The 25,319-nt window shown below is 63.2% G+C and carries 26 protein-coding genes; 13 read left to right on the top strand and 13 right to left on the bottom strand.

Going from position 1 to position 25,319, the window contains the following annotated elements:
* Positions 1-36 precede the first annotated feature (36 nt).
* The 3 genes from BMZ91_RS16845 to ubiA all read right to left on the bottom strand — a co-directional run bounded on the left by BMZ91_RS16845 (position 37) and on the right by ubiA (position 3,310).
* Entirely contained in the window at positions 37-372 is a 336-nt protein-coding gene (locus BMZ91_RS16845) for an ATP synthase subunit B family protein (protein ID WP_092841371.1), read from the bottom strand.
* Complete coding sequence (locus BMZ91_RS16840) at positions 359-2,269, bottom strand: OmpA family protein (protein ID WP_092841369.1); 1,911 nt, start codon at positions 2,267-2,269, stop codon at positions 359-361. The genes BMZ91_RS16845 and BMZ91_RS16840 overlap by 14 nt, the downstream gene beginning before the upstream one ends.
* Positions 2,270-2,332: 63 nt before the next feature.
* Complete coding sequence (ubiA, locus tag BMZ91_RS16835; RefSeq protein WP_092841367.1) at positions 2,333-3,310, bottom strand: 4-hydroxybenzoate octaprenyltransferase; 978 nt, start codon at positions 3,308-3,310, stop codon at positions 2,333-2,335.
* A gap of 11 nt (positions 3,311-3,321) precedes the next feature.
* Between ubiA and BMZ91_RS16830 the strand changes: the two genes are divergently transcribed.
* The 3 genes from BMZ91_RS16830 to BMZ91_RS16820 all read left to right on the top strand — a co-directional run bounded on the left by BMZ91_RS16830 (position 3,322) and on the right by BMZ91_RS16820 (position 6,014).
* On the top strand, positions 3,322-4,053 hold the full coding sequence (locus BMZ91_RS16830; RefSeq protein WP_092841365.1) for a 16S rRNA (uracil(1498)-N(3))-methyltransferase: 732 nt from the start codon (positions 3,322-3,324) through the stop codon (positions 4,051-4,053).
* A complete protein-coding gene (locus BMZ91_RS16825; protein ID WP_092841363.1) occupies positions 4,050-4,577 on the top strand; it encodes a hypothetical protein in 528 nt (175 codons plus the stop codon). The genes BMZ91_RS16830 and BMZ91_RS16825 overlap by 4 nt, the downstream gene beginning before the upstream one ends.
* A 66-nt stretch (positions 4,578-4,643) precedes the next feature.
* Positions 4,644-6,014, top strand: coding sequence for a glutamate--cysteine ligase (locus tag BMZ91_RS16820; protein WP_092841361.1), 1,371 nt, complete (start codon positions 4,644-4,646; stop codon positions 6,012-6,014).
* A gap of 64 nt (positions 6,015-6,078) precedes the next feature.
* Here BMZ91_RS16820 and plsY read toward each other — a convergent pair whose 3' ends face one another.
* The 5 genes from plsY to BMZ91_RS16795 form a co-directional block, all read right to left on the bottom strand.
* Complete coding sequence (plsY, locus tag BMZ91_RS16815) at positions 6,079-6,687, bottom strand: glycerol-3-phosphate 1-O-acyltransferase PlsY (RefSeq protein WP_092841359.1); 609 nt, start codon at positions 6,685-6,687, stop codon at positions 6,079-6,081.
* Positions 6,687-7,967: a dihydroorotase gene (pyrC, locus tag BMZ91_RS16810; protein ID WP_092841418.1), complete on the bottom strand. Its 1,281-nt coding sequence runs from the start codon at positions 7,965-7,967 to the stop codon at positions 6,687-6,689. Before pyrC ends, plsY begins: the two co-directional genes overlap by 1 nt.
* A gap of 150 nt (positions 7,968-8,117) precedes the next feature.
* On the bottom strand, positions 8,118-8,540 hold the full coding sequence (locus tag BMZ91_RS16805) for a hypothetical protein (protein ID WP_092841416.1): 423 nt from the start codon (positions 8,538-8,540) through the stop codon (positions 8,118-8,120).
* A gap of 23 nt (positions 8,541-8,563) precedes the next feature.
* Positions 8,564-9,094: a hypothetical protein gene (locus BMZ91_RS16800; RefSeq protein WP_092841357.1), complete on the bottom strand. Its 531-nt coding sequence runs from the start codon at positions 9,092-9,094 to the stop codon at positions 8,564-8,566.
* Positions 9,091-10,047, bottom strand: a complete 957-nt coding sequence (locus BMZ91_RS16795; RefSeq protein ID WP_092841414.1) for an aspartate carbamoyltransferase catalytic subunit — start codon at positions 10,045-10,047, stop codon at positions 9,091-9,093. Before BMZ91_RS16795 ends, BMZ91_RS16800 begins: the two co-directional genes overlap by 4 nt.
* 155 nt (positions 10,048-10,202) lie before the next feature.
* Between BMZ91_RS16795 and BMZ91_RS16790 the strand changes: the two genes are divergently transcribed.
* From BMZ91_RS16790 to BMZ91_RS16750, 9 genes are all read left to right on the top strand, one after another.
* Positions 10,203-11,000, top strand: a complete 798-nt coding sequence (locus tag BMZ91_RS16790; RefSeq protein WP_092841356.1) for a uracil-DNA glycosylase — start codon at positions 10,203-10,205, stop codon at positions 10,998-11,000.
* A complete protein-coding gene (locus BMZ91_RS16785; RefSeq protein ID WP_092841354.1) occupies positions 10,997-11,596 on the top strand; it encodes a metallophosphoesterase family protein in 600 nt (199 codons plus the stop codon). The genes BMZ91_RS16790 and BMZ91_RS16785 overlap by 4 nt, the downstream gene beginning before the upstream one ends.
* Positions 11,593-12,216 carry a LysE family translocator gene (locus BMZ91_RS16780; RefSeq protein WP_092841352.1) on the top strand — a complete coding sequence of 208 codons (624 nt, stop codon included), beginning with the start codon at positions 11,593-11,595 and terminating at the stop codon, positions 12,214-12,216. Before BMZ91_RS16785 ends, BMZ91_RS16780 begins: the two co-directional genes overlap by 4 nt.
* Positions 12,217-12,221: 5 nt before the next feature.
* Complete coding sequence (gene moaB / locus BMZ91_RS16775) at positions 12,222-12,764, top strand: molybdenum cofactor biosynthesis protein B (protein WP_073196823.1); 543 nt, start codon at positions 12,222-12,224, stop codon at positions 12,762-12,764.
* Positions 12,765-12,869: 105 nt separating this feature from the next.
* The gene (locus BMZ91_RS16770; protein ID WP_092841350.1) at positions 12,870-14,345 is read left to right on the top strand and encodes an efflux RND transporter periplasmic adaptor subunit; all 1,476 of its coding nucleotides are present in this window, start codon (positions 12,870-12,872) and stop codon (positions 14,343-14,345) included.
* Positions 14,346-14,348: 3 nt separating this feature from the next.
* The gene (locus BMZ91_RS16765) at positions 14,349-17,747 is read left to right on the top strand and encodes an efflux RND transporter permease subunit (protein WP_092841348.1); all 3,399 of its coding nucleotides are present in this window, start codon (positions 14,349-14,351) and stop codon (positions 17,745-17,747) included.
* 50 nt (positions 17,748-17,797) lie between these two features.
* On the top strand, positions 17,798-18,736 hold the full coding sequence (locus tag BMZ91_RS16760) for a bifunctional riboflavin kinase/FAD synthetase (RefSeq protein ID WP_092841347.1): 939 nt from the start codon (positions 17,798-17,800) through the stop codon (positions 18,734-18,736).
* Positions 18,733-19,203 carry a YcgN family cysteine cluster protein gene (locus BMZ91_RS16755; RefSeq protein ID WP_092841345.1) on the top strand — a complete coding sequence of 157 codons (471 nt, stop codon included), beginning with the start codon at positions 18,733-18,735 and terminating at the stop codon, positions 19,201-19,203. The genes BMZ91_RS16760 and BMZ91_RS16755 overlap by 4 nt, the downstream gene beginning before the upstream one ends.
* Positions 19,203-20,249, top strand: coding sequence for a threonine aldolase family protein (locus BMZ91_RS16750; RefSeq protein WP_092841339.1), 1,047 nt, complete (start codon positions 19,203-19,205; stop codon positions 20,247-20,249). Before BMZ91_RS16755 ends, BMZ91_RS16750 begins: the two co-directional genes overlap by 1 nt.
* Before the next feature lie 70 nt (positions 20,250-20,319).
* On the opposite strand, the gene BMZ91_RS16745 is transcribed toward BMZ91_RS16750, so the two are convergent.
* Together BMZ91_RS16745 and BMZ91_RS16740 are read right to left on the bottom strand one after the other, a co-directional pair.
* The gene (locus tag BMZ91_RS16745; RefSeq protein WP_092841337.1) at positions 20,320-21,126 is read right to left on the bottom strand and encodes an alpha/beta fold hydrolase; all 807 of its coding nucleotides are present in this window, start codon (positions 21,124-21,126) and stop codon (positions 20,320-20,322) included.
* Positions 21,127-21,130: 4 nt separating this feature from the next.
* Positions 21,131-21,730: a 2-hydroxychromene-2-carboxylate isomerase gene (locus tag BMZ91_RS16740; RefSeq protein WP_092841335.1), complete on the bottom strand. Its 600-nt coding sequence runs from the start codon at positions 21,728-21,730 to the stop codon at positions 21,131-21,133.
* Positions 21,731-21,832: 102 nt separating this feature from the next.
* Between BMZ91_RS16740 and BMZ91_RS16735 the strand changes: the two genes are divergently transcribed.
* Complete coding sequence (locus BMZ91_RS16735) at positions 21,833-22,849, top strand: ribose-phosphate pyrophosphokinase (protein ID WP_092841333.1); 1,017 nt, start codon at positions 21,833-21,835, stop codon at positions 22,847-22,849.
* Positions 22,850-22,909: 60 nt separating this feature from the next.
* On the opposite strand, the gene BMZ91_RS16730 is transcribed toward BMZ91_RS16735, so the two are convergent.
* The 3 genes from BMZ91_RS16730 to atpD all read right to left on the bottom strand — a co-directional run bounded on the left by BMZ91_RS16730 (position 22,910) and on the right by atpD (position 25,300).
* Positions 22,910-23,263 (bottom strand): H-type lectin domain-containing protein, encoded by a 354-nt coding sequence (locus tag BMZ91_RS16730; protein ID WP_092841331.1) that lies wholly within the window; start codon positions 23,261-23,263, stop codon positions 22,910-22,912.
* 113 nt (positions 23,264-23,376) lie between these two features.
* A complete protein-coding gene (locus BMZ91_RS16725; RefSeq protein WP_092841329.1) occupies positions 23,377-23,802 on the bottom strand; it encodes a F0F1 ATP synthase subunit epsilon in 426 nt (141 codons plus the stop codon).
* A gap of 73 nt (positions 23,803-23,875) precedes the next feature.
* Positions 23,876-25,300 carry a F0F1 ATP synthase subunit beta gene (atpD, locus tag BMZ91_RS16720; protein WP_092841327.1) on the bottom strand — a complete coding sequence of 475 codons (1,425 nt, stop codon included), beginning with the start codon at positions 25,298-25,300 and terminating at the stop codon, positions 23,876-23,878.
* Between the last annotated feature and the right edge of the window lie 19 nt (positions 25,301-25,319).

Raw genomic sequence — 25,319 nt, 5'->3', positions numbered from 1 at the left:
GCATTCACCATTCTGAAAATACTCAAAACCCGGCGCTTACCCCGCCGCGCGGCCGCTGGACTTTTCAAGATGCTCGCGCATCTGCTCGGCCTCATATCGCGCCTCGCGCAGGCCGTCCATCGTGGCCGCAAGCTCGGCTTCGGTCTGGCTCAGTTGATTTGTCAACTCGGCCTCGCGTTGCTGGAGATAGGTGATCGCCTGATCGCGGGTTTCCTCGGCCTCGTGAAGCTCTTGTGCCATGCGCTCCAGCTCGCCGACATCCGAGCCGGCCACCCGGATAAAGCGATGGATCAGCCAATTCGCGAACCAGCCCATGCAAAACGCCACGAACAAGACGATTGCGGTGGCAATGATAAACTCAGTTCTGTTCATCGGTCGGGTTTTCCTGATCCTGCGCGTCGGGCCCTTCTTCCACAGGTTCCTCAAGGCTTTCAAGGGCTGTTTGCTCTTCGGGCACCGGCTCGGGGCGGATCAGGCGGAATTCGATCCGCCGATTGGTCTCGCGTCCGTCCTCGGTGGCGTTATCGGCAATCGGCTTGCTTTCGCCATACCCCTTGGCATCAATCGACGAGGTCAGGACACGGCGCAGGCGCAATTCGTTCAAAACCGCGCGCGCGCGCTCTTCGCTGAGTTGTTCGTTCATTTCTTCGCGGCCCTGACTATCGGTATGACCGCCGATTTCCATGCGGATTTCGCCACAACGCTTCAGGATCTCGGCAATATCATCCATAATCGCCGCACCTGTGCTGTCGATATTGGCCGAGCCGGGCTCGAAATTGATCTTGCGTCCGGCTTGCACAGCGGCAATCTCGGCTTCGCACTCGTCCGGCGTAGGCAGCCCGGCCACCGGATCAAGCGCCGCCTTATAGGTCACCTCAATCGAAAATTGTTCCGAGCCGCCAAGCTTTTCCGACAGGAATTGTGAAATCTCCGCGCTTGCGCTTTTGCGTCCGGTATTGCCCTGCACGGCAAGGGTGTCGGGCGTCACCGTCACCGCCCCGTTCGAGAGATAGGACAGCGCTTCAAGCGCCGTCAGCACCCGCAACGGCCAGCCCTTCGGCAACCCTTCGGCAACCCGCGCGGTGACGTGCACCGCATCGGATGAAAACCGCGCCTTGGCAAAGCTGTTGACGGTGTCACGCGTGGTTTCGCTATTGACCCGTCCACGGATCAGAACCTGACCTTCGGGCGACAGGGTGGCGATGAATTCAGGCACCACCGGCGCGTCGGTATTGGGCGGCGGCGGCAGCGTTGCCTGCAAGGCAAACACCTCGGGCAAATCGGCCTCAAGCTGCCCGACCACATCGTCAAACTGCCCCTGCGGAGTGCCCTCTGGCGCCCAAAGGGCGATATCGGCATCCGAGAAGGTCACGCTGCCGCCGCCCAGTTTGCCCACAGCCGCGATCGCAAGCTCTGCGGCACGCGCCCAGTGCGGCGAGGGTACGCCCATGCCGACAACGCAATCGGCCTTGTCCTGAAGCCCGGCCTGACCTGCGGCGCGCAAAATACGCTCGCGCGCCTCTTCGGTATCGGCCGAACAGGCATCAAAGCGCGCCTGCCCGTCTTCGATCAGAAACCGAAGCGTGAACGGCGTGAGAACCGGACGCGGCGCCGAGATATCAAGCGCAAGGCGCACGTCATTCGGAGCGGTTCGGGCAAGATCGGTTTCCATCCGGCGTTGTGCCTCGGGGCTGTCGACCATGGCGGTGATTTCAACCCGCTCGGCGCTGACCGAAATCTTGGTGCGTGGCAATTTTCCGAGCGAGCGCACCGCATAGCGCAGCGCATCGGGCCAGGTATCGGGAAAAGGATAATCCGCCGCATCCAGCAGATCGGCCACCGGCGCCCCATCCGTGGCCTCGGCAATATCGGCCAAAAGCTTGTGCCGGTCGGTGGTGCTTGGCACCAGCCCGATCAGGGAAATGCCCCGGTCGTTGCGCAAGATCTCGATGGCAAAGCGCGGCGGCGCGATATCGGCGGCATCCTCAACCAGCATCTGGTCAATCACCCGCGCGGCATCAACAACCGTGCCGGCCACCGAAAGCGCCTTGAAGCGCGCGGCTTCGGTCGGGGCCGTGCCGGCCAGAAACACCTGAAGCCCGTTGGTATCGACCTCGGCCCAGACCATGTCTTGCAGATCAAGCGTGTCTCGCACCGCACGGCGCGATCCGTCCTCGATGGCGCTGACCGCGAATCCGGCGGCAACCACGCATAAAACGGCCGCGCCGGTGAATGTGGCGGCAATCGTGAAAACTGAGGATAAACGCATGAGGTTATGGCCGGTCCTTTTTCCCTTGGCTTAGTCTTTAGGCCGCTGCCCGCACAAGATCAATCAAAGCAACAGGGCGACGGCGAAAAATGGCACAGGCAAAAACCCTGCGTCGCGGTTGGAGCGAAACAGCATCAAAAGCCGCGCCGTGTCATCAAGCCTGAGCTGGCGCATCTGCCATTGCATGTGCCAGCCCATCGCCCAAGGCCCGCAGAGCGCCACCAAAAGCGCCAAAGGCCGCCCCGAGGGCACCGCCAGAATGACCGCCACGGCCATGATCGACACCGACGCGACCAAAAACCACCGCAACCAGCGCGGCGAATTCTCTCCGAACAGCCGCGCAGTGGATTTCACCCCGATCAGAGCATCATCCTCGGCATCCTGATGGGCATAGATCGTGTCGTAAAACAGCGTCCAGGCTATCCCTGCGAGGTAGAGCAACACCGCAGGCACCTCCAGCCGCCCGCTATGCGCGGTCCAGGCGAGCAGAGCGCCCCAGTTGAACGCCAGCCCCAGAAACACCTGCGGCCACCAGGTAAACCGCTTGGCAAAAGGATAAATCGCCACCGGCAAAAGCGACAGCACGCCAAGCGCAATCGCGGCTATATTGAATGTCAAAAGGATACCGAAAGCCACCAGGGCCTGCGCGGCGAGCCAGACCAGAGCCCCCCTGACGCTGACCTGCCCCGAGGGGATGGGGCGCGATGCGGTGCGCGCCACCGAGCCATCAATATGGCGGTCGGTGATATCGTTCCAGGTACATCCCGCGCCACGCATCAGAAAGGCGCCAATCGCGCAGCCCGCAAAGATCCAAAGATCATGCCAGCCCGCGCGCCCATCGCTCAGCATCGCAAGCACCAGCCCCCACCAGCACGGCAATAGCAAAAGCCAGGTCCCGATCGGGCGATCGGCGCGCGCCAGTCGCAGATAGGGCCGTGTCGCGGCAGGCGCCAGACGGTCCACCCAATTGCCGCGATAGGCATCGGCCACCTGCCCGCTGCTTTCGCCTCTGGGCTCTGGCGTCTGGTTGGTTCCGGTCATATGTTGGCCTCATGAAAACGGCAAAGATCAGGCTTTATGTAGAGCACCCATTGGGGCAAGGGCAAACGGTTCCTCTGACCCGCGACCAGGCGCATTACCTTTTCGGGGTAATGCGTCAGGGGGCGGGCGACGCGGTTTTGCTGTTCAACGGCCATGATGGCGAATGGCGCGCCAGCGTGGCCGAGGCCGGCAAGCGAGGTGGCCTGCTCAGGGTCGAAGAGCAGACCGGCCCGCAACGCGATCCCCCCGATCTCTGGCTGCTGTTCGCGCCGATCAAGAAGGCGCGCACCGATTTCATCGTCGAAAAAGCCGCCGAGATGGGCGCCGCGCGGATCCTGCCGGTGCAGACCGATTTCACCAATTCCGACCGCATCCGCCAGGACCGTCTACAGGCGCATGCGGTTGAGGCCGCCGAGCAATGCGGCGGCACCTTTGTTCCCGAGGTCTGCGGGTTGCAAAAGCTCGACCGGCTGCTGGCCGAGTGGCCGGAAGGGCGCCAGTTGATGTTTTGCGACGAGGCGCTCGCGGGCGGCTCATCCGCCCTGACAGGCGGCCTCGCAAAGGGCGCGCCATGGGCCATCCTGATCGGCCCCGAGGGCGGATTTTCCAAGGCCGAGCGCGCGCGCCTTCACGCCGTGCCCTTGGCCCATGCCATTGCCCTTGGCCCACGCATCCTGCGCGCCGACACCGCCGCCGTGGCCGCCATGACCCTCTGGCAACGCACCCTTGGGGATTGGTCATGAGCTTTCTGCGCCCCGAAGCACGCGCCACCCTTTGGCGGTGGCGCGAGGTGCTGGTCGGCGCCGCCCTCGTGGCCATCGGTCTGTGGTGGGCGCTGACCACCATCGGCCTGCTGCACTGGCTTGGCTATGCCGTTCTTGTCCTGGCCGCCGCCATCCTTGCCGCAGGTTTGCAACGCGCGCGCTTTCGCGCCGGTTCTGGCGGGCCGGGGGTGGTGCGTGTCGATGAGGGCCAGGTGGCTTATTTCGGCCCGCTGACCGGCGGTGTTGTGGCGATGGGCGATCTTGTCACCCTCAAGCTTGATCCGCGCGCGCGCCCCGCCCATTGGCTCCTGAGCCAGCCCGGCCAGCCCGAGCTTGCCATCCCGCTCACCGCCGAAGGCGCCGACGCGCTGTTTGACGCCTTTGCCACCCTGCCCGGCATTCGCACCGAACATATGCTGGCCCAGATGCGCCGCCCCTCTGCTCAAGTGGTCGTGATCTGGCAAAAGCCTCAAACCGCCGCTTCACACTTAAGGCTGCATTGACACTCTGCGCGTTACGGGCCACTTGTGACCTCTTAATGCTACATGACCCGATCAGGAGGCCCGATCATGTCCATTCCACAATCCGGCGGCGGGCCGATTGAACACCACGACCAGCTTGCCGAATATATGGCTAGTGGCTGTAAACCAAAAGAAGACTGGCGCATCGGCACCGAGCACGAGAAGTTCGGCTATTGCAAAGACACCCTCAAACCGATCCCCTATGAAGGACCGCGCAGCATTCTGGCCGTGCTTGAGGGATTGCGCGACGGCCGCGGCTGGGCCCCGGTGGAAGAGGGTGGCAAGCTGATCGGGCTTGAAAAGGACGGCGCCAATGTCTCGCTTGAACCGGGTGGTCAGCTTGAGCTGTCCGGCGCGCCGGTGGAAACCATCCACGAAACATGCGACGAGGTGAACGCCCATCTGCGCGACGTCAAGGACATCGCCGACAAGGTTGGCGTCGGCTTTATCGGGTTGGGCGCCGCCCCGGTCTGGACGCACGATGAGATGCCGCTGATGCCCAAGGGCCGTTACAAGCTGATGGACAGCTACATGCAAACTGTCGGCACCATGGGGCGCAGCATGATGCGCCGCACCTGCACCGTGCAGGTGAACCTCGACTTCAGTTCCGAGGCCGACATGGTGCAAAAGTTCCGCGTCGCCCTGGCGCTGCAACCGGTGGCCACCGCGCTGTTTGCCAACTCGCCGTTCTTCGAGGGCAAGCCCAATGGCCATAAATCCTGGCGCGCACGGGTCTGGCGCGATCTTGATCCGGCGCGCACCGGCATGCTGCCCTTCGTGTTCGAGACGGGCTTCGGCTTTGAGCAATACGCCGATTACGCGCTCGATGTGCCGATGTATTTCGTCTATCGCGATGGCAAATACATCGACGCCCTCGGCCAATCCTTCCGCGATTTCCTGCGTGGCGAATTGCCCGCCCTGCCCGGTGAAAGGCCAACCCTGTCGGATTGGGCCGATCACCTGACCACGATCTTCCCAGAGGCGCGGATCAAGAAATTCATGGAAATGCGCGGCGCCGATGGCGGCCCCTGGCGTCGCCTTTGCGCGCTTCCCGCCTTCTGGGTCGGGCTGATGTATGATCAATCCTCGCTCGATGCGGCCTGGGATCTATGCAAATCATGGACCGCTGAAACCCGCGAGGCGCTGCGCGTCGCGGCCAGCGTCGATGGGCTTCAGGCCAGGGTCAACGGCATCGACATGCACGATCTCGCCCGTCAGGCGGTGGCAATCTCGAACGTCGGCCTCAAGGCCCGCGCGCGCACCGGCGGCGGTGGCCTTATTCCGGATGAGACCCATTTCCTGAACGCACTCAACGAAAGCATCGAATCCGGAAAAACCCCGGCAGATGAGTTGCTTGAGCATTTCAACGGCGACTGGAATGGCGACCTTGACCGGATCTACACCGAATACAGCTACTGATCGCGGTTTCTTCTGGCCGAAAATATCCCGGGGAGTGTGAGGGGCAGCGCCCCTCGCGCCGCATTCACCCCTTTTGGCCGATCTTCGGCTCTGTCCCGGCCTTGATCCGCGCCATGTTGCTGCGATGCCGCCAGAACACCAGCAGGGTCAGGACAAACGCCAGGATGATGATCGCCCCATTCCCCAGAACAATCGCCCAGCCCGTCGACAGTGACGCGGCCATTATCGCGGCCATTGACGACATCCGGCTGATCAGCGCCGCAACCAGCCAGGTCAGACAGCACGCAATCCCCACCGGCCAGGCAAGCGCGAGCAGGATGCCAAGAAAGGTCGCGACCCCCTTGCCGCCGCGAAACCCAAGCCAGACCGGATAGCAATGGCCGATAAAGGCCATCAGCGCCGCAAGCTGCACCGCATCCTCCGCGGCAAAGACCCGCGCCAGAAGAACCGCCACAGCCCCCTTGCCGCCATCGAGCAAAAGCGTCAGCGCCGCCGCCAGCTTGTTGCCGGTGCGCAGCACATTGGTCGCGCCAATATTGCCCGATCCGATCTCGCGCAGATTGCCGAGGCCCATGACCCGCGCCAGCACCATGCCAAAGGGGATCGACCCAAGCCCATAGCCGATCACGGCCCAGAGAATCAGACCGGCAGTCGTCGTTTCAAGAAGTGGCATCAATCGGCCTCATAAACTGGGATTCCGGCAACATAGGTCGCCAGCACCTTACCTTGCAGGCGCGCGCCGTCAAAGGGCGTGTTCTTGGATTTCGAGCGCAGCGCAAAGCGATCGAGCAGAAACGGCTTATGCGGATCAAACAGTACCAGATCCGCAGGTGCCCCGACCGCAAGCCGCCCCGACGCAAGCCCAAGTCGGCGCGCCGGATTAAGCGACATCGCCCGAAACAGCGTCGGCAGGTCAAGCGCCTCGGCGTGATAAAGCCGCAGGGCCGCCGGCAACAGCGTCTCAAGCGCCACGGCGCCGCTGGCCGCCTCTTCAAACGGCAGGCGCTTGCTTTCTTCGTCCTGCGGTGTGTGCATCGAGCTGATGATATCAATCAACCCCGAGCGCAGCGCCTCGATCACCGCCTGGCGGTCGTCCTCCGAGCGCAGCGGCGGCTTGACTTTGAAAAAGGTCCGGTAATCAGACACGTCCAGCTCATTGAGCGTCAGGTGGTGAATGCTTGTGCCCGCGGTGATATCAAGCCCGTTGCGCTTGGCCCGCTCAAGCGCCGGCAAGGCGCGCGCGGTGGTGATCTGATCGGCGTGATACCTGGCGCCGGTCATTTCCAGCAGGGCGATATCGCGGTCGAGCCCCATCCGCTCGGCCATCGGCGACACCGCTGGCAAGCCGCGCAGGCTGGCGAACTTGCCGCTGGTGGCGGCGGCGCCCGCGCTCAAACCGGGGTCTTGCGGATGACAGATGACAAGCGCGCCAAGGCTGCGCGCATAGGTCAACGCACGTCTCAGAACCTTGGTGTCGCTCACCACATGATCGCAATCGGTAAAGGCGATGGCACCGGCATCCATCAAAAAGCCGATCTCGGTCATCTCGCGCCCGGCGCGCCCCTTGGTCAGCGCCGCCATCACCAGCACATTGACCGGCGCGGCCTCATTGGCGCGCCGCGCCACGAATTCAAGCACCTCGGGGCTGTCGATCGCGGGCAGGGTATCGGGCCGCGTCGCCATGGTGGTGATGCCCCCAGCCGCCGCCGCAAGCCCGGCCGAGCGATAGCTTTCCTTGTGCCGCTCACCGGGTTCGCAGACCTTGACCCCGATATCGACGATCCCCGGCGCAAGACACTGTCCGGCGCAATCGAGCCGCTCGTCCGCCCCTGGCGTGTCGGCCTCGCCCCCCATCGCCGTGATCTTGCTACCCTCGACCAACAGCCAGCCAAGGCCATCGGTGCCCGTCTCGGGATTGATCAGCCTGGCATTTGTGAAAAGGGTCCTGGTCATTGGCCAATCTTTCTGTCTGATGTCCACCCCCTCACTCATGCCGCCACCCAGATCATCACCCCGGTGAGGGCGAAAATCACCAACAGGGCGATCATCGCGATCCGCCCCGACATCTTTGGGTCTTTCGGTTCCTGCATGGCGCTCTCTCCTTCATGTGTCGGCGATAGCGGCCCTGATCCGGGCCATCGTATCGGCGCGATCGGGCTGATATTTCAACAGATGCTTGTCGCCGCTCTTGGTCACCACCTGCACCGCGCTGCCAAGGCTGCGCAAGGTCTTGATCTGGGCAAGTGGCACGGCGCGGGTCTGTGGGCCCAAAAGCCGCCGGTCGGTCAGATCCCACCGCACCTGCATCTCGTCCGAGGCCACATAGAACGCCCGCACCGCCACTGCCGCAAGCCCGCCAACCGCCCCGGTCCAGACATGCGGATTGTCCGCGATCCACAGCGCCAGCATGCCAAGCGCCATCGCCGCCGCCGCAAGCCAGGCATGGTCGCGCCAATAGCTCGCGCGATCCGGTACAAAGGTGTGCAGCACCCGCTCACCCGGCAAAGGCGGCGTCGTCGGCACCATCGAATAGATCAGCCCCTCGCCCTTCACGGCAGCACCGCAAGACTGATCACCAGCGCCAGAACCAGCGCCATGATCGCGAAGAACCCAAGCGCCAGCCAGCGCGCCGCCCGCTGCCGCCCGGGCGTCTTATCCGCCTTCAAGGGCATCACGCCCTGCGCCCCACCGTCGGGAAGGGGCGCAAAACTGACCGGTGGCACCTCTTCGCTAAAGCGCCCGATCATCCTGAGCGGCGCGCGCGGCCGCATCTCTTGGGCGCGCCCGTCAAAGGCACGCGAGGGCAACAACAACACCCGACCCGTCAGACCGTTCAGCTGCGCGCGCATAGGCGCCAGTTGATCGCCCGCGATGCCGTGCCCCTCGGCCAGATACTCCGACAGCGTCATGTCCTGCAAATCGTTCACATCGAACAACTCGACCTCGGCAGTCTTGATCGCCTCGGCGCCCAGCGCCTCCAGAACGGCCTGATCCTCAACCGGTGCGTCTACCGCCTCGTCCACGGCAAACACCCGCAGCACATGCGCCTCATGCGCTGGAATGCGTAACAGCGTGGTCATGTGCCCTCGCCCGCCCCGGTCCGTCTTGCGCGCAGGTTGCGCGCCAATAGGTCCATTGCGGCCATGCGCACCGCAACCCCCATTTCAACCTGATCCTGAATGACCGAGCGATTGATATCATCGGCGATCTCGCCATCAATCTCGACACCGCGATTCATCGGCCCCGGATGCATCACGATCGCATCCTCGCGGGCAAAGGCCAGTTTTTCGCCATCAAGCCCGTAGCGGTGATAATACTCACGCTCGGACGGAATAAACCCGCCATCCATCCGCTCTTTCTGAAGCCGCAGCATCATCACCACATCCACATCCCGAAGGCCCTCGCGCATGTCGTCATAAACCTCGACGCCAAACTCTGCGATCTGCGCGGGCATCAGGGTCGGCGGCCCGATCAGACGCACCCGGTTCTCCATCTTGCCCAGCAGCAAGAGGTTGGAGCGCGCCACCCGGCTATGGGCGATATCGCCGCAAATCGCGATGTTGAGCCGATGAAGCCGCCCCTTGGCGCGCCGGATCGTCAGCGCATCCAGAAGCGCCTGGGTCGGATGCTCGTGCCGCCCGTCGCCGGCATTAAGCACCGCACAACGCACCTTTTGCGCCAGCAAATCCACCGCCCCCGAATGCGGGTGCCGCACCACAAGCAAATCCGGATGCATCGCATTCAGCGTCATCGCCGTATCAATCAGCGTCTCGCCCTTCTTGATCGAGCTGGCCTGCATCGCCATGTTCATCACATCCGCCCCAAGCCGCTTGCCCGCCAGTTCGAAACTGGCCTGCGTGCGGGTCGAATTCTCAAAGAACATGTTGATCTGGGTAAGCCCCTCAAGGGCATCGGCATGCTTCACATCGCGCCGGTTGAGCGCCACATATTCATCCGCCAGATCAAGGATCGCGGTGATATCGGCAGGCGCCAGTGGCTCGATCCCAAGCAGGTGCGCGTGTGAAAAGGTCATGCCGCCTCCAATCCGATTTGCCCCGCTTATAAAAACCGCGTGCCTCAGGGGCAAGGCAGGGCTTTCATCTTTCCATAAATACTCAAATTTCACCGGTTTCACACAGGCCGCTTTCGCGGCTTTCACGTGGCGCCCACCCGAGGTAGCTTGCAAATATGGAATCGGTCCTTGGATATCATGACGCAAAGGCGCTTTTGGCGTGGCAAATCGAACTTGGCGCAACCGAGGCGATTGGCGACACACCGGTCAACCGCTATGAGCTGCCGGAAAAATCCGCCAAACCGGCCGTTGCCGCGTCTCCAGCGCGTGTCGACGGGCCGGTTGCGCCAGGCCCCGAACCGACCATTGATCCTGTCACTGTCGCCAAATCCGCCACCGCCAACGCGGGCTCGCTTGACGGTCTGAAATCGGCCCTGGCCGCTTTTCCACATTGTGATCTGCAACGCGGCGCGCGCAATCTGGTGTTTTGCGACGGGGTGGCAGGCGCGCGCGTGATGATCATCGGCGAGGCGCCGGGGCGCGACGAGGATCGCGAGGGCCGCCCTTTCGTGGGCCGCGCCGGTCAACTTTTGGATCGGATGTTCGCGGCCATCGGCCTTGGCCGTGCGCCCGAACGCCCCGAGCACGGGATTTACATCACCAATGTGCTGCCCTGGCGGCCGCCACAGAACCGCGATCCCACCGCGGAAGAGATAGCGATGATGCGCCCCTTTGTGGCGCGCCATGTCGAACTTGCCAATCCCGACCTCGTGGTGTTGATGGGCAACATAAGCTGTGATGCGGGCCTTGGGAAACGCGGCATCACCCGGTTGCGCGGCACCTGGACAAGCGCCTATGGCAAACCGGCGCTGCCGATGGTGCATCCGGCCTATCTGTTGCGCACCCCCTCGGCCAAGCGCGAGGCATGGGCCGATCTTCTGTCGCTTCAAGCGCGGCTTCGGGGTAGCGCATGAAAATCCTCGCCTTTTCCGACCTGCACCTGTCGCGGGCCCGCGCCGCCGATCTTGTCGCGGCCAGCGTGCACGCCGACCTTGTCATCGGTGCAGGCGATTTTTGCAACATGCGTCAGGGGATTGACGAGGCGATGGATCTTTTGCGCGCGATCACGGCCCCGATGGTGGCGGTCCCCGGCAATGCCGAAAGCGCGCCTGAACTGACCGCCGCCGCCCTGCCGAATATGACCGTCTTGCATGGCACGGGCACCGAAATCGGCGAACTGCACCTTTTCGGGCTGGGCTATGGCGTGCCGGAAACGCCGTTTGGCGCCTGGTCCTGTGATCTCTCCGAAGAGCGCGCGAGTGAGATGCTGGCCCCCTGCGCCGCCGCCGATATCCTGATCCTGCATGCGCCGCCCAAGGGCCTATGCGATGTCACCTCGGCCGGGCAATCGGTCGGCTCAACCGCGATCCGCGCGGCGATTGAGCGTCTTCAACCGCGCCTCGCGGTTTGCGGCCATATCCATGACAGCTGGGGCAGCAGCGGCCAGATCGGCGCCACCCGCGTCGTCAATCTTGGCCCGACCGCCAATTGGTTCGAGGTCACCCCATGATCATCGACCCGCTTGTTCTTCTGGCCTTTATCCCGGCGGGGCTTGCCCTCAACCTCACGCCGGGGGCGGATATGATGTTCTGCCTTGGGCTTGGCCTGCGCTCTGGCCCACGTGCGGCCGTGGCGGCCAGCGCCGGTATTGCGGCAGGTGGGGTTGTGCATGTCATGCTGGCGGGGCTTGGCCTTGGGGCTATGGTCGCTGCATTGCCCTGGCTTTTTGACGTGATCCGCTGGATTGGCGTGGCCTATCTTTTGTGGCTTGCGGTGAGCGCATTGCGCGCGCGTCCCCTGCGCCCGGATGCACCGCCCCTTGGGATGGCCCGCGCCTTTCGGACCGGCATGCTTGTCAATCTCACCAATCCCAAGGTGATCCTTTTCGTGCTGGCCTTTGTGCCACAATTTGTTGACCCGGCGCGCGGCGCGATCCTGCCACAGTTCCTGATCTTCGGGATGGTGCTTGCGATCGGCGGTTTTTTCATCAACGGCGCGGTGGGCGTCTTTGCCGGCTCGCTTGGCCGCCGCATGGCCACCTCGGCGCGCTTTTCGCGTGGGCTTGGCGCGATATCGGCGGTGATCTTTACCGCCCTGGCCGCCCGCCTTGCCCTTCTGGAACGGAGCTGACACCCATGTCCCGCATTGACGACACCAAAGACTTCATCCCCGTGCGCATCGCCGTTCTTACCGTGAGCGACACCCGCGACATCACCGAGGATAAATCCGGCGCACTCCTTGTCGAGCGGATCGAGGCCGCCGGTCACATCCTTGCAGACCGCATGGTCGTGCGCGATGAACGCGATCAGATCGCCGCCCATCTGCGTGACTGGATCGCGCAGGATGACGTTGACGTGGTGATCTCGACCGGCGGCACCGGCCTGACCGGGCGCGATGTCACCGTCGAGGCACATCGCGATGTCTATGAAAAGGAAATCGACGCCTTCGGCACCGTCTTTACCATGGTCAGCATGGCCAAGATCGGCACCAGTGCCGTGCAAAGCCGCGCCACCGGCGGCGTTGCGGGGGGCACTTACCTCTTTGCCCTGCCCGGAAGCCCCGGCGCCTGCCGCGATGCCTGGGATGAAATCCTCAAGCTTCAGCTTGATTACCGCCATCGCCCCTGCAACTTCGTCGAGATCATGCCGCGCCTTGACGAACACCAGCGACGGAAATGACCCGCGCCCGCGTATAACACTCAGGACGCTTGGCATTTCACCAGTCAGGGTTACATTCCAAATGGGCCCGGTCGCGGTGCGGGCCATATCAAGAGGTTGCGTTTCATGCGGTTTTTGCGCCAGTGCCTGACGGGGCTGTTCCTTTTATCGCTTACCCTGGGGCTTTTGGCCTATGCCGGGCAGACCGTGGTCAGCGCCGTCTCTGAACGCATGTCCAAAGAACCGCGCCAGCCCGATCGGCGCGAGCGCGTCTTTGCCGTGCACACCACCCTTGCGCAAGAATCCAGCATTGCCCCGGTCCTGACTGCCTTTGGCCAGGTTCAAAGCCGCCGCACGCTTGAGTTGCGCACCCAGGCCAGCGGAATCATCACCGAATTGTCGCCCGATTTCGTCGAGGGCGGACAGGTGCGCGCCGGGCAGTTTCTGGCCCGGATCGACCCCGCCGATGCGCAAACCGCACGCGATCGCGCCCGCGCCGACCGGATGGACGCCGAGGCCGAGCAACGCGAAGCCGCCCGCGCGCTTGACCTGGCGCGCGACGAGCTTGAGGCGGCGCGCGATCAATTCGCCCTGCAAGAGCGCGCCCTGGCCCGCCAGCGTGACCTGGAAACGCGCGGCGTGGGCACCACCGCCACCGTCGAGACCGCCGAACTGGCCGCCGCACAGGCCCGCCAATCGGTGCTTGGCAGCCGTCAGGCGCTTGCCCTCGCCGAGGCCCGCATTGACCGCGCCGCCACCGATCTTGCGCGCGCCGAACTGTTGCTCTCCGAGGCCGAGCGCCGCCTTGACGAGACCCGCATCACCGCCGATTTCAGCGGCACGCTCAGCGATGTGAGCGTGGTCGAGGGGCGGCTTGTTTCGGCCAACGAACAGCTGGCCCAACTGGTCGATGCCGCCGCGCTTGAGGTCGCGTTTCGCGTCTCGACCCCGCAATATGCCCGGCTTCTGGATGAGCAGGGCGCACTGATTGGCGCGCCGGTCCGGGTCAGTCTTGATGTTTTCGGCCTTGAACTGACGGCCACAGGGCGGATTTCGCGCGACAGCGCCGCCGTCGGCGAGGGCCGCACCGGACGGCTTGTCTTTGCCACGCTGGACAAGGCGCCGACGATGAAGCCCGGCGATTTCGTCACGGTACGCATCAATGAGCCCCCGCTGGAGCGCGTCACGCGTCTGCCGGCCGCAGCGCTTGGCGCGGATGGCGCGGTTCTGGTGCTGGGCAAGGAGGATCGGCTTGCCCCCTTCGCCGTCACCCTGTTGCGCCGTCAGGGCAACGATATCCTTGTGCGCGCGCCGGGGCTTGCGGGCCGCGAGGTGGTGAACCAGCGTACCCCGGTGCTTGGCCCCGGCATCAAGGTGCGCCGCCTCTCGCCCGAGGCGGCCACGCAAGAGGGCGACGAGGGCGCGGTAAAAACCGCCGATCTGGTTGAACTGACCCCGGATCGGCGCGCGCGGCTGGTGTCCTTCGTGCAATCCAGCAATGACATGTCCGCCGCCGTGAAAGAGCGGCTTTTGGGCCAGCTCGACAAACCCCGCGTTCCCGTCGCCATGGTCGAGCGGCTGGAACGCCGGATCGGGGGTTAACCCATGCAGGGCGCGCCCACCGGCCCGTTGCAGGGCATCCTGTCCTACTTCACCCGCCACCGCACGGCGGCGAACCTCTTGCTGGTGGTGATGCTGGCGCTTGGCCTTGCCGCCCTGCCGCGCATGCGCGCGCAGTTCTTTCCCGATGTGGTAATCGACAACATAAGCGTCTCGGTTCTCTGGGAGGGCGCCAGCGCCGAGGATGTCGACAACGCGATTGTCCAGCTTCTCGAACCCGCGCTACTGGCGGTCGAAGGCGTTGAAAGCTCCAGCGCGAGCAGCCGCGAAAACAGTGCAACGCTTCTGCTCGAATTCGAACCCGGCTGGGATATGGGGCGCGCCGCCGACGAGGTGCAGGGTGCGCTCGATACCATCACCACCCTGCCCGATGAGGCCGAAGAGCCGGTGGTGCGGCGCGGCGCCTGGCGCGATCAGGTGACCGATGTGGTGATCACCGGCCCGGTGGGCACGCAGCAGCTTGCGCTTCTGGCCGATGAGTTTGTGATCCGCCTGTTTGATGCGGGCGTGACCCGGACCACGATCCAGGGCGTCGCGGCCCCTGAAACCATCATCGAGGTGCCCTCGACCAGCCTGATCGCCAACGATATCACCATGGCCGAGATCGCCGCCGCCCTTGCCGCCGAAATCACCGCCGACCCGGCCGGCGACATGACCGGCGCCAACACCCGCGTGCGCACCGGCGTCGAAAAGCGAAGCCCCGATCAGCTTGCCGATGTGGTGCTGCGTTCCAACCCCGACGGCTCGTCGCTGACTGTGGGCGATGTGGCGCGCGTGCGCGTCAAGGGGGTGACCCGCGAGGTGGCCTATTTCGTCGGCGATGAACCGGCCATCACCGTGCGTGTCGATCGCTCGGCGCGCGGCGACGCGCTTGATATTCAGGCCAAGGTTCAAACCCTCGCCGATCAGATGGCCGAGACGCTGCCCGAGGGCGTCGACATCAGCCTTATCCGCACCCGCGCCGAGGCGATCTCGGGGCGCATCTCGATGCTGCTCGACAATGCGCTGACTGGGCTCGCGCTTGTGGTCGGGCTGTTGTTCCTGTTTCTCAATGCGCGCACCGCGTTCTGGGTGGCGGCGGGCATTCCCGTGGCTCTCATGGCGGCGATGGCGCTTATGTTTGCCGCTGGTCTTACGATCAACATGATCTCGCTTTTCGCGCTGATCATCACCCTTGGCATCGTGGTCGATGACGCCATCGTGGTGGGCGAACATGCCGATGCGCGCCTGCGCAAACTTGGCGAGCCGCCGATGGTGGCCGCCGAACGCGCCGCCGGACGCATGGCGCTTCCGGTGTTTGCCGCCACGCTGACCACATTGATTGCCTTCTTCGGGCTGGCGGTGATTGGCGGGCGGTTTGGCGATCTGATCTATGATATCCCCTTCACCGTGATCGCCGTGCTGATCGCGAGCCTGATCGAGTGTTTCCTGATCCTGCCCAATCACATGGCCCATGCTCTGGCGCATTCCGGGCGGCGGCATTGGTATGACGTACCAAGCCGGGTGGTCAATCACGGCTTTGGCTGGTTTCGCGACCGCGCGTTTCGCCCGCTGATCGCGTTGGTGATCCGGGCGCGCTATGTGGTGCTTGCCGCCGCCATTCTACTGCTGGCGCTGCAGGCGGCAGCGTTCATTCGCGGCGATGTCACCTGGCGCTTTTTCAACGCCCCCGAACGCGGCAGCGTCAGCGGCAATTTCGCCATGACCGCCGGTGCAACCCGCGATGACACCCTTGCCATGATGCGCGAAATGCAGCGCGCCACCGAGGCGCTTGGCGCCGAATACGAGGCCGAGTATGGCACCAATCCGCTGGATTACGTGATCACCCAGATCGGTGGCACCGCCGGGCGCGGGCTTGCCGGATCCGACAGCAAGGACGCCGATTTGCTTGGTGGCATCACGATCGAATTGATCGACGCCGATTTGCGCCCCTATTCAAGCTTTGCCTTTGTCGCCGACCTTCAGGACCGGGTCGAGCGTCATCCGTTGGTCGAAACCCTGAGCTTTCGCGGCGCGCGTTCCGGCCCCGGTGGTGACGCGCTTGATGTGCAGTTTTATGGCTCCAGCGCCGAGATCCTCAAATCCGCCGCCGAGGCGCTTAAAACCGCGCTCTCCCGCTTTCCCGAGGTTTCGGCGGTCGAGGACAACCTTGCCTATGACAAGGAAGAGCTGATCCTTGAACTGACCCCGCAGGGCCAGGCGCTTGGCTTTTCGATTGACGATCTGGGCCGGGTGTTGCGCCACCGCGTCGGCGGGATCGAGGCCGCGACCTATCCCGACGGCACGCGCTCTGCCGAGGTGCGGGTCGAATTGCCCGAAGGCGAATTGAGCGCGGATTTCATCGAGCGGATGCAATTGCGCACGCCGGATGGCGACTATGTTCTGCTGGCCGATATCGTAAGCGTGACACAGCGCACCGGATTTTCCACCGTGCGGCGCGAAAACGGTCTGCGGCTGATCAATGTAACCGGCGATATCTCCGAGGATGACCCGGCCCGCGCCAGTGAGATCGCCGAGCTTTTAAGAAGTGAAATCCTGCCCGGGGTGGCCAGCGAATTTCAGGTCGAATGGCGCCTTGGCGGCCTCTCTGAGCAAGAGGATGAATTCATGGCCGACGCCCGGCTTGGGCTGATCATGACGCTTCTGGGGATTTACCTTGTGCTGTCGCTGGTCTTTGCAAGCTGGACCCGGCCCCTGGTGGTGATGGCGATCATTCCCTTTGGCCTTGTCGGCACCATTTATGGCCATGCGCAATGGAATGTGCCGCTGAGCATGTTCACGGTGGTCGGTCTTTTGGGCATGACCGGGATCATCATCAACGATTCCATCGTTCTGGTGACCTCGATTGACGAATATGCCCGCGAACGCGGTATCGTTCCTGCGATCATCGACGGGGTCGCCGACCGGCTTCGCCCGGTGCTTTTGACCACACTTACCACAGTTCTGGGGCTTGCACCGTTGCTGTTTGAACGCTCGACGCAGGCGCAATTCCTGAAACCGACGGTGATCACGTTGGTCTATGGGCTTGGCTTTGGCATGTTGCTGGTGCTGCTGGTCGTGCCCGCCCTGATCGCCATGCAACAGGACCTTGCGCGCCAGATCGCGGCGTTTCGCCGGGGCCTCAAGGTGCGGCGCGGCGCGCTTGGGGCAACGCTATGGCTTGGGCTTGGGGCGATGCTGGCATGGTTTGGGGCCACAGTCGGGGTCACGCTTGCCACCGGCGCCCTGCCCGGCGCGATCACGCAGGCCCTGCCGATGACCGCCGCCATGCCTGGGATGATGGCCGCGCTGCTGCTGTTTCTGACCGGGACATTCGCCTTGCTGATGCTGATCTATATTGTCATGGCCATCGCGCTCCATCAGGGGCGCACCTCTGCGGGCTGAGGGCGTGTTCAGGCTTGCACCCAAGGCCGGGCGGCGCTAGGCCTAGCGCCATGCGTATCATCCGGGATTTCCAGTATGTCACCCAGGCCGATCGCGGCGCCAGCGCCGCCATCGGCAATTTCGATGGCGTGCATCTTGGCCACCGTTCGGTAATCGACATCGCCCGTGCGGCTGGGGCCAAGATCAACGCCCCGCTTGGCATTCTGACGTTCGAGCCACACCCGCGCGAATATTTCGCCCCCGACGCACCGCCCTTTCGCCTGATGGGGCCAGAGGCGCGCGCGCACCGGCTTGAAAAGCTCGGGGTCGAGCGGCTTTACGAGATCAACTTCAACGCCGCCCTCAGCGCCCTGACCCCAGGGGAATTTGCCCGCAACGTCATAAGCGACGGTCTCGGCCTGCGTCATGTGGTGGTCGGCGCCGATTTCTGCTTTGGCAAGGGGCGCGCTGGCAATGCCGCCGATCTTGAGGCGTTTGGCGCCGAGATGGGCTTTGGCGTGACCATCGCTCGGCTACTGGAAGGCGATGCCGGGCAGGTCTCTTCGACCGCGATCCGGCGCGCCTTGTCCGAGGGCGAACCGCGCAGCGCCGCCGATATGCTGGGCCACTGGCACCGCATCGAGGGCCCGGTCATAGGCGGCGAACAGCGCGGTCGCGGGCTTGGCTATCCTACCGCGAACATGTCGATTGCCGGGCTTCATCCGCCGAAATTCGGCGTTTATGCGGTGCTGGTCGATGTGCTTGACGGGCCGCACAAGGGCACCTATCACGGCGCTGCCTCGCTTGGGGTGCGGCCAATGTTCAACGGTGAGGTCGCCAATCTGGAAACCTTCATTTTCGACTTTTCCGGCGATCTTTATGGCACCGACCTGTCTGTCGGTCTGGTTGAGTACCTGCGCCCGGAAGAAACCTTTGACAGCCTTGAGGCCTTTATCGCCCAGATGGACACCGATTGCCTGCGTGCGCGCCAAATCCTGGCCGCCCTATGAGCGACCCGATTGAACGCAGCGGCCTGCGCCCCGGGTTCTGGAAGACCACGCCGCTTGAGCGCATGACCCAGGCCGAATGGGAAGCGCTTTGCGATGGCTGTGGCAAATGCTGCATGAACAAGCTTGAGGATGAAGACAGCGGCGAAGTGGTGCTGACCCGCATTGCCTGTCGGCTGTTTGACGATACCACCTGTCGCTGTTCGCAATACCCGATCCGCCATCAATTCGTGCCCGAATGCATCTCGCTTAGCCCGCAGAACCTTGACAGTCATCTCTACTGGATGCCCGAAACCTGCGCCTACAAACTCTTGCATCAGGGCAAGCCGTTGTACGACTGGCATCCGCTGATCTCTGGCGATGAGCAAAGCGTGCATGACGCGCGCGTGTCGATGCAATCGCGCACCCTGCCCGAGTTCGAGATTTCCGAAGACGACTGGGAAGATCATATCATCGAGGAACCACTCTGATGTTTTTTGGCTCTGACAATACCGGCCCCGCGCACCCCTCGGTAATGGCCGCCATGGCCGCCGCCAATACAGGGTTTCAGCCCTCTTACGGCGATGACGCGTTGATGGACCAGGTACGCGACCATATCCGCACCCTGTTTGAGGCGCCGCAAGCCAGCGTTTACCTTGTGGCGACCGGCACGGCGGCGAATGCCCTGGCGCTGGCCACCCTGTCACAGCCCTGGCAGACGGTGTTTTGCACGCCGCTGGCCCATATCCACACCGATGAATGCAACGCGCCCGAGTTCTTTACCGGCGGTGCCAAGCTTAGCCTGACAGGTGAGGGCGACAAGATGACGCCCGCCGATCTTGAGGCGGCGATTGCCAACTGGCCCAAGGGCGATGTGCATGTGGCCCAGCACGGGCCGCTGGCCCTGACCCAAGCCACCGAACGCGGCCGGATCTATAGCTGCGAGGAACTGGCTGCGCTGACCCGCGTGGCGCGTGATCACGGGCTACCGACCTATCTTGACGGCGCGCGCTTTGCCAATGCGGTGGCCGCCCTTGGATGCAGCCCTGCCGACATGACCTGGAAGGCCGGGATCGACGCGGTCAGCATGGGCGGCACCAAGAACGGCTGTCTCGGGGTCGAGGCGGTGATCTTTTTCAACCCCGAAAACGCCTGGGAATTCGAGCTGCGGCGCAAACGCTCGGCGCATCTGTTCTCGAAACACCGGTTCTTATCGGCACAGATGCTTGGGTATCTAGAGGGTGATCTGTGGCTTGAGCTGGCGCAAATCGCCAATGCCCGCGCCGCGATGCTGGTGGCGGGCCTGCGCGAAATACCGGAGGCCACCTTTGTGGTCGAGCCGGAGGTGAACATGATCTTCGCCACCCTGCCGCGCGCCACCCATCAGCGCCTCAAGGCGGCGGGGGCCGTCTATGGTCTCTATCATGGTCCGCTTGAAAATGGCCCCGGTGACGAGCCGCTTATGATGCGGCTGGTCTGCGACTGGTCGATCAGCGAGGACCAGATCACCACCTTCCTCAACGTCGCGCGTGGCTGACACGCTGCTCTTCGCGCCCTTGCGCGCGCGCCTCGCGAGGCCAGCACGCAAGAACCGGATGAGTCCCGCCTCAAGTCCAGCCGAGAAAGCGCAGCACCTCGGAGCTGACCTGCTCGGGGTGGGTGATCGGCCCCATATGCCCGGCGCCAACGATCACCGAGCGTTCGACCCGGTCGATACGCGCCGCCAGCCCCTCGTTGATCGCTGCGATGATCGTCGGTGAGCGATTGCCCTCCAGCAACAGCGTTGGCGCCGTGATCCGCTCCAATGCGCCGCTTGCCAGCATGCCGCCCGCATCGTCATAAAGCGCAGGCGCCGCCGCCTCGATCAGCGGCATTTGCGCGGCCATCGAGGCGCGGACCGTCTCGGGAATATCCGCCCAGTCGCGCCCATCGCCCCAGAGCCGGACAAAGCCTTCTGCTGCGCGACAATGATCTCCGGCGGCCATACCTTGCAAATACATCGCCATTTCCGCCTCATGGGGCGCGCGCAATTCGGGATGATCGGCAAGCGCCACGGCGAAAAATACCGGCTCATAGAGGATCAAAGAGCGCACCAGATCCGGGCGTTCGATCGCCAGCCGCAAGGCCACCGTCCCGCCAAAGGAATGGCCGATGATATCCGTTGGCCCCTCCAGAAAGCTGGCCGCGATCGCGGTGGTGACCCCTTGGATTTCGCCGCGCGGCTCCCAATCGGCACTGCGCCCATGGCCCGGTACGTCAAATGCCAGCATGCTAAGCGCACCGGACAAGCCCCGCGCCATGCCGCCCCAGCTTGCGCTATGGGCCAGCGAGCAATGGATCATCAGCGCCGCGCGCGGCCCCTGCCCGAAGGTCGTCCAATTGGTCTCGACCCCGGCCTTTACTGCACGCGGCATGGGCTCAGAGCTTGCCCGCAAGAGAGAGGTCAAGCTCGTCGAGGCGGTCCTGCCCCCAAAAACTTTGCCCGCTGTCCACCACGTAAAAGGGCGCCCCAAAGACACCGGCATTCACCGCCTCTTCAAGGTTGCGGGCATAGGTTTCGGCCCCGCTCAACAACCCGCTATCGGCAAGCTTGGGATCGAACCCGGCCTTTTCAAGGCACTCGCGCACCACATCATCCCCGGCAATATCGCGATCCTCGGCCCAACAGGCGTGCATGATACCATGCGCCAAAGCCCCGACATCGCCGCCACCGGCATTTTGCGCCGCAATGATAGCATAAGACGACGGCGCGGGGTTGGTCGGCCAATGCGCGGGCTTGGGGTTAAGCGCCATACCGCGCTTTTTCGCCTGACGCGGCAATTCCTGCGCGCGGTAGGCATTGCGCGAGGGATGACGCTCGGCGGGCGGGGTGCCCCCGGTGCGCGCAAACAGCGCCATGATATCAAGCGGCTTATAGGTCACCGTTGCGCCATGCCTGGCCGCAATTTCCTCCAACCCGGTTCCTGCCAGATAGGCATAGGGTGACAAAGTTGAGAAATAATAGTCGATATGGGCCATTTTGGCGTGCTCTCCCGTTGCATAGCTTTGCCTGACCCTAGGCGCATGCTAAGCGGTGTCAACATCACGAATCTGTCACATTGCACAGCCGGGGACTTTACCATGCCAACCACATCGCAACCCAAGCTCATTTCGGGCAACGCCAACATGCCACTTGCCACCGCCATCGCCCGGCGAATGTCGATGCATCGCGGCGTCAACGTGGGTCTTGTCGACGCACGGGTGGAACGCTTCAACGATGGCGAGATTTTCGTCGAGGTCTATGAGAACGTGCGCGGCGAGGATATGTTCATCATTCAGCCCACCTCGAACCCGGCCAATGACAACCTGATGGAATTGCTGATCATGGCCGACGCCCTGCGCCGGTCCTCGGCGGGGCGCATCACCGCCGTGATCCCCTATTTCGGCTATGCCCGTCAGGATCGCCGCTCCAAGGCGCGCACGCCGATCTCGGCCAAGCTGGTGGCCAATATGATCGTTGAGGCGGGGATCGAGCGGGTTCTGACCATGGATCTGCATGCCGCACAGATTCAGGGCTTTTTCGACATTCCCGTGGATAACCTCTATGCCTCGCCGATCTTTGCGCTGGATATCATGATGCAGTTCAAGGGCGCGATGGAGGACCTTATGGTCGTCTCGCCGGATGTCGGCGGCGTTGCGCGGGCGCGCGAATTGGCCAAACGGATCGAGGCGCCGCTCTCGATCGTCGATAAACGCCGCGAGAAAGCCGGCGAAGTGGCCGAGATGACCGTGATCGGCGATGTGACCGGCAAGAAATGCCTGATCGTTGACGATATGTGCGACACCGCCGGCACGCTTTGCAAGGCGGCCGAGCTTTTGATGGAAAACGGCGCCTCAGAGGTACACGCCTATATCAGCCACGGTGTCATGTCCGGCCCGGCGGTCGAGCGGGTCGAGAAATCGGTGATGAAGTCGCTGGTGCTGACCGACACGATCGCGCCTAATGACGCCGTGCGCGCGGCCCACAATATCCGCATTCTGCCGACGGCGCCGGTCTTTGCCCAGGCCATCCTGAACATCTGGAACGGCACCAGCGTGTCGTCGCTGTTCGAAACCCCGACGCTTGAGCCGGTCTATGAGGGCCAGTTCGGCATCTGATCACAAGATAACGGCGCGCAATATCGTAGGGTGGGTGAAACCCACGCCCGCGCGGAGGGCCTAATACATCTCCTGCCAGTCGTCCTCGTGAAACACCTCGCCGATCGCCATCCAGCGGACGCGCACCCGCGCGACGCGGGTATCGGCCCAGGTGCGAAACACCACGTCAAATCCCTTCAGGGTGACCTTTTCCGCCGTCACATCGGCGCGCGCATTGGTGGCGCTGTCCATATCCCAGAGTGACATCGAAAGATGCACGACCGGCTCTGATTTGAACGGTGTCTTGAACACGACCTTGGTGCGCCGCTCACGCTCGCCATGGCCGGTCCACATTTTCCCACCGTCCTCGTAATCCGAAAACAGCACATCATCGCCCTGATCAATGCCTATGGCCTGATTGATGAAAATTTTCATGGCTTAGCCTCTTGGGTCCGGCCTTTGGTAATAAGGGCTTCTGGCAGAATTGAGAACTGAAAAAGAAAAAAGGGCCGCAGAACGGCCCCTTTAGATAACACGACCTTAAGGTCTTAATTGGCCGAAAGACCGATGTGGTCGCCAATTGCCACCATATCCGCCAAAAGCTTGGCGGCATCGTCAACCGGGCCGGGCTCGTTGACAAAGGTCTCCTGCGCATGCGCAAGCTTGTCTGTCGCCTCGGCCACCATGGCCTTGAACTCTTCCGCGGTCATGTCCTCACGCGGGATGGCGCGCTCGGCCAGAACCGAAATGCTGTCACCGCTGATTTCGGCAAAGCCGCCGGTGACGACATATTCGCGGCTCCCGTCGGGGCCTGAAACCTTCAGAACACCGGGGCGCAGCGTGGTGATCAGCGGCGCATGGTCGGCCATGGCCGTGAGATCGCCCTCGGCACCGGGAATCTGCACCTCTTTGGCGGCGACCGATGCCAGAAGCCGCTCGGGGCTCACCAGATCGAATTGCACTGTATCAGCCATTTGGGCCTCCTTGATGATGCAGCGCCCGAGCGGCGCACATGCTGTGGTCCGCTCGGGGGGCTACATGCGTTTCCTAGGCCGCGTCGGCAGCCATGCGTTCGGCTTTGGCGATCACATCGCTGATACCGCCAACCATGTAGAAGGCACCTTCGGGAAGGTGATCGTATTCACCCGCCACAACCGCCTTGAACGACGAAATGGTTTCTTCCAGCGGCACCTGAATGCCGTCAGACCCGGTAAAGACCTTCGCCACGTCGAACGGCTGCGACAGGAAGCGCTGAATTTTACGGGCGCGCGACACGGTCAGTTTGTCTTCTTCCGACAGTTCGTCCATGCCGAGGATCGCGATGATGTCTTGCAGCGATTTATAGCGTTGCAGGATGCCCTGAACGTCACGCGCAACCTGATAGTGCTCTTCACCAACCACCGAAGGATCCATCAGACGCGATGTCGAATCGAGCGGGTCAACGGCGGGGTAGATGCCCAGTTCGGAGATCGCACGCGACAGAACGGTGGTGGCGTCAAGGTGAGCAAACGAAGTGGCCGGCGCGGGGTCGGTCAAGTCATCCGCAGGCACGTAAATCGCCTGAACCGAGGTAATCGACCCGGCCTTCGTCGAGGTGATCCGTTCTTGCAGGGCGCCCATGTCGGTGGCCAGCGTCGGCTGATAGCCCACAGCCGAAGGAATACGGCCCAGAAGCGCCGACACCTCGGAGCCCGCTTGCGTAAAGCGGAAGATGTTGTCGACGAAGAACAGAACGTCTGTGCCCGACTGGTCACGGAACTGTTCGGCGAGGGTCAGACCCGACAGGGCAACCCGCATACGCGCACCCGGAGGCTCGTTCATCTGACCATAGACCAGCGCCACTTTGGAATCGGGAAGATTGTCGGGAACGATAACGCCCGATTCAATCATCTCGTGATAAAGGTCGTTGCCTTCACGGGTCCGCTCGCCAACACCCGCGAACACCGAGAAGCCCGAGTGCACTTTGGCGATGTTGTTGATCAGTTCCATGATCAGAACGGTTTTGCCCACACCGGCACCGCCGAAAAGACCGATCTTACCGCCCTTGGCGTAGGGTGCCAGAAGGTCCACGACCTTGATGCCGGTTTCCAGAACCACGGATTCTGTCGATTGCTCGGCGAATTCCGGGGCGGGCTGGTGGATCGCGCGACGCTCGTCTGCCTTGACCGGGCCCTGTTCGTCAACCGGCTCGCCGATGACGTTCAGGATGCGGCCCAGGGTGGCGCTGCCGACGGGAACCGAGATCGGCTCGCCGGTGTCTGTCACGGCCTGACCGCGCACCAGACCTTCGGTGGCGTCCATCGCGATGGTGCGAACAGTGCTCTCACCAAGGTGCTGCGCCACTTCGAGGACCAGCGTCTTGCCATTGTTATCGGTTTCCAGCGCGTTCAAGATCGCTGGCAGGTGGCCGTCAAAGTGAACGTCCACCACGGCGCCGATGACCTGGGTCACTTTGCCATTTGCTTTTGCCATGTTTACGTCTCCGGTTTTC

This window comes from Roseovarius lutimaris (assembly GCF_900115165.1).
Lineage (GTDB): Bacteria > Pseudomonadota > Alphaproteobacteria > Rhodobacterales > Rhodobacteraceae > Roseovarius > Roseovarius lutimaris.
This window is presented reverse-complemented; position numbering and strand designations above follow the sequence as displayed.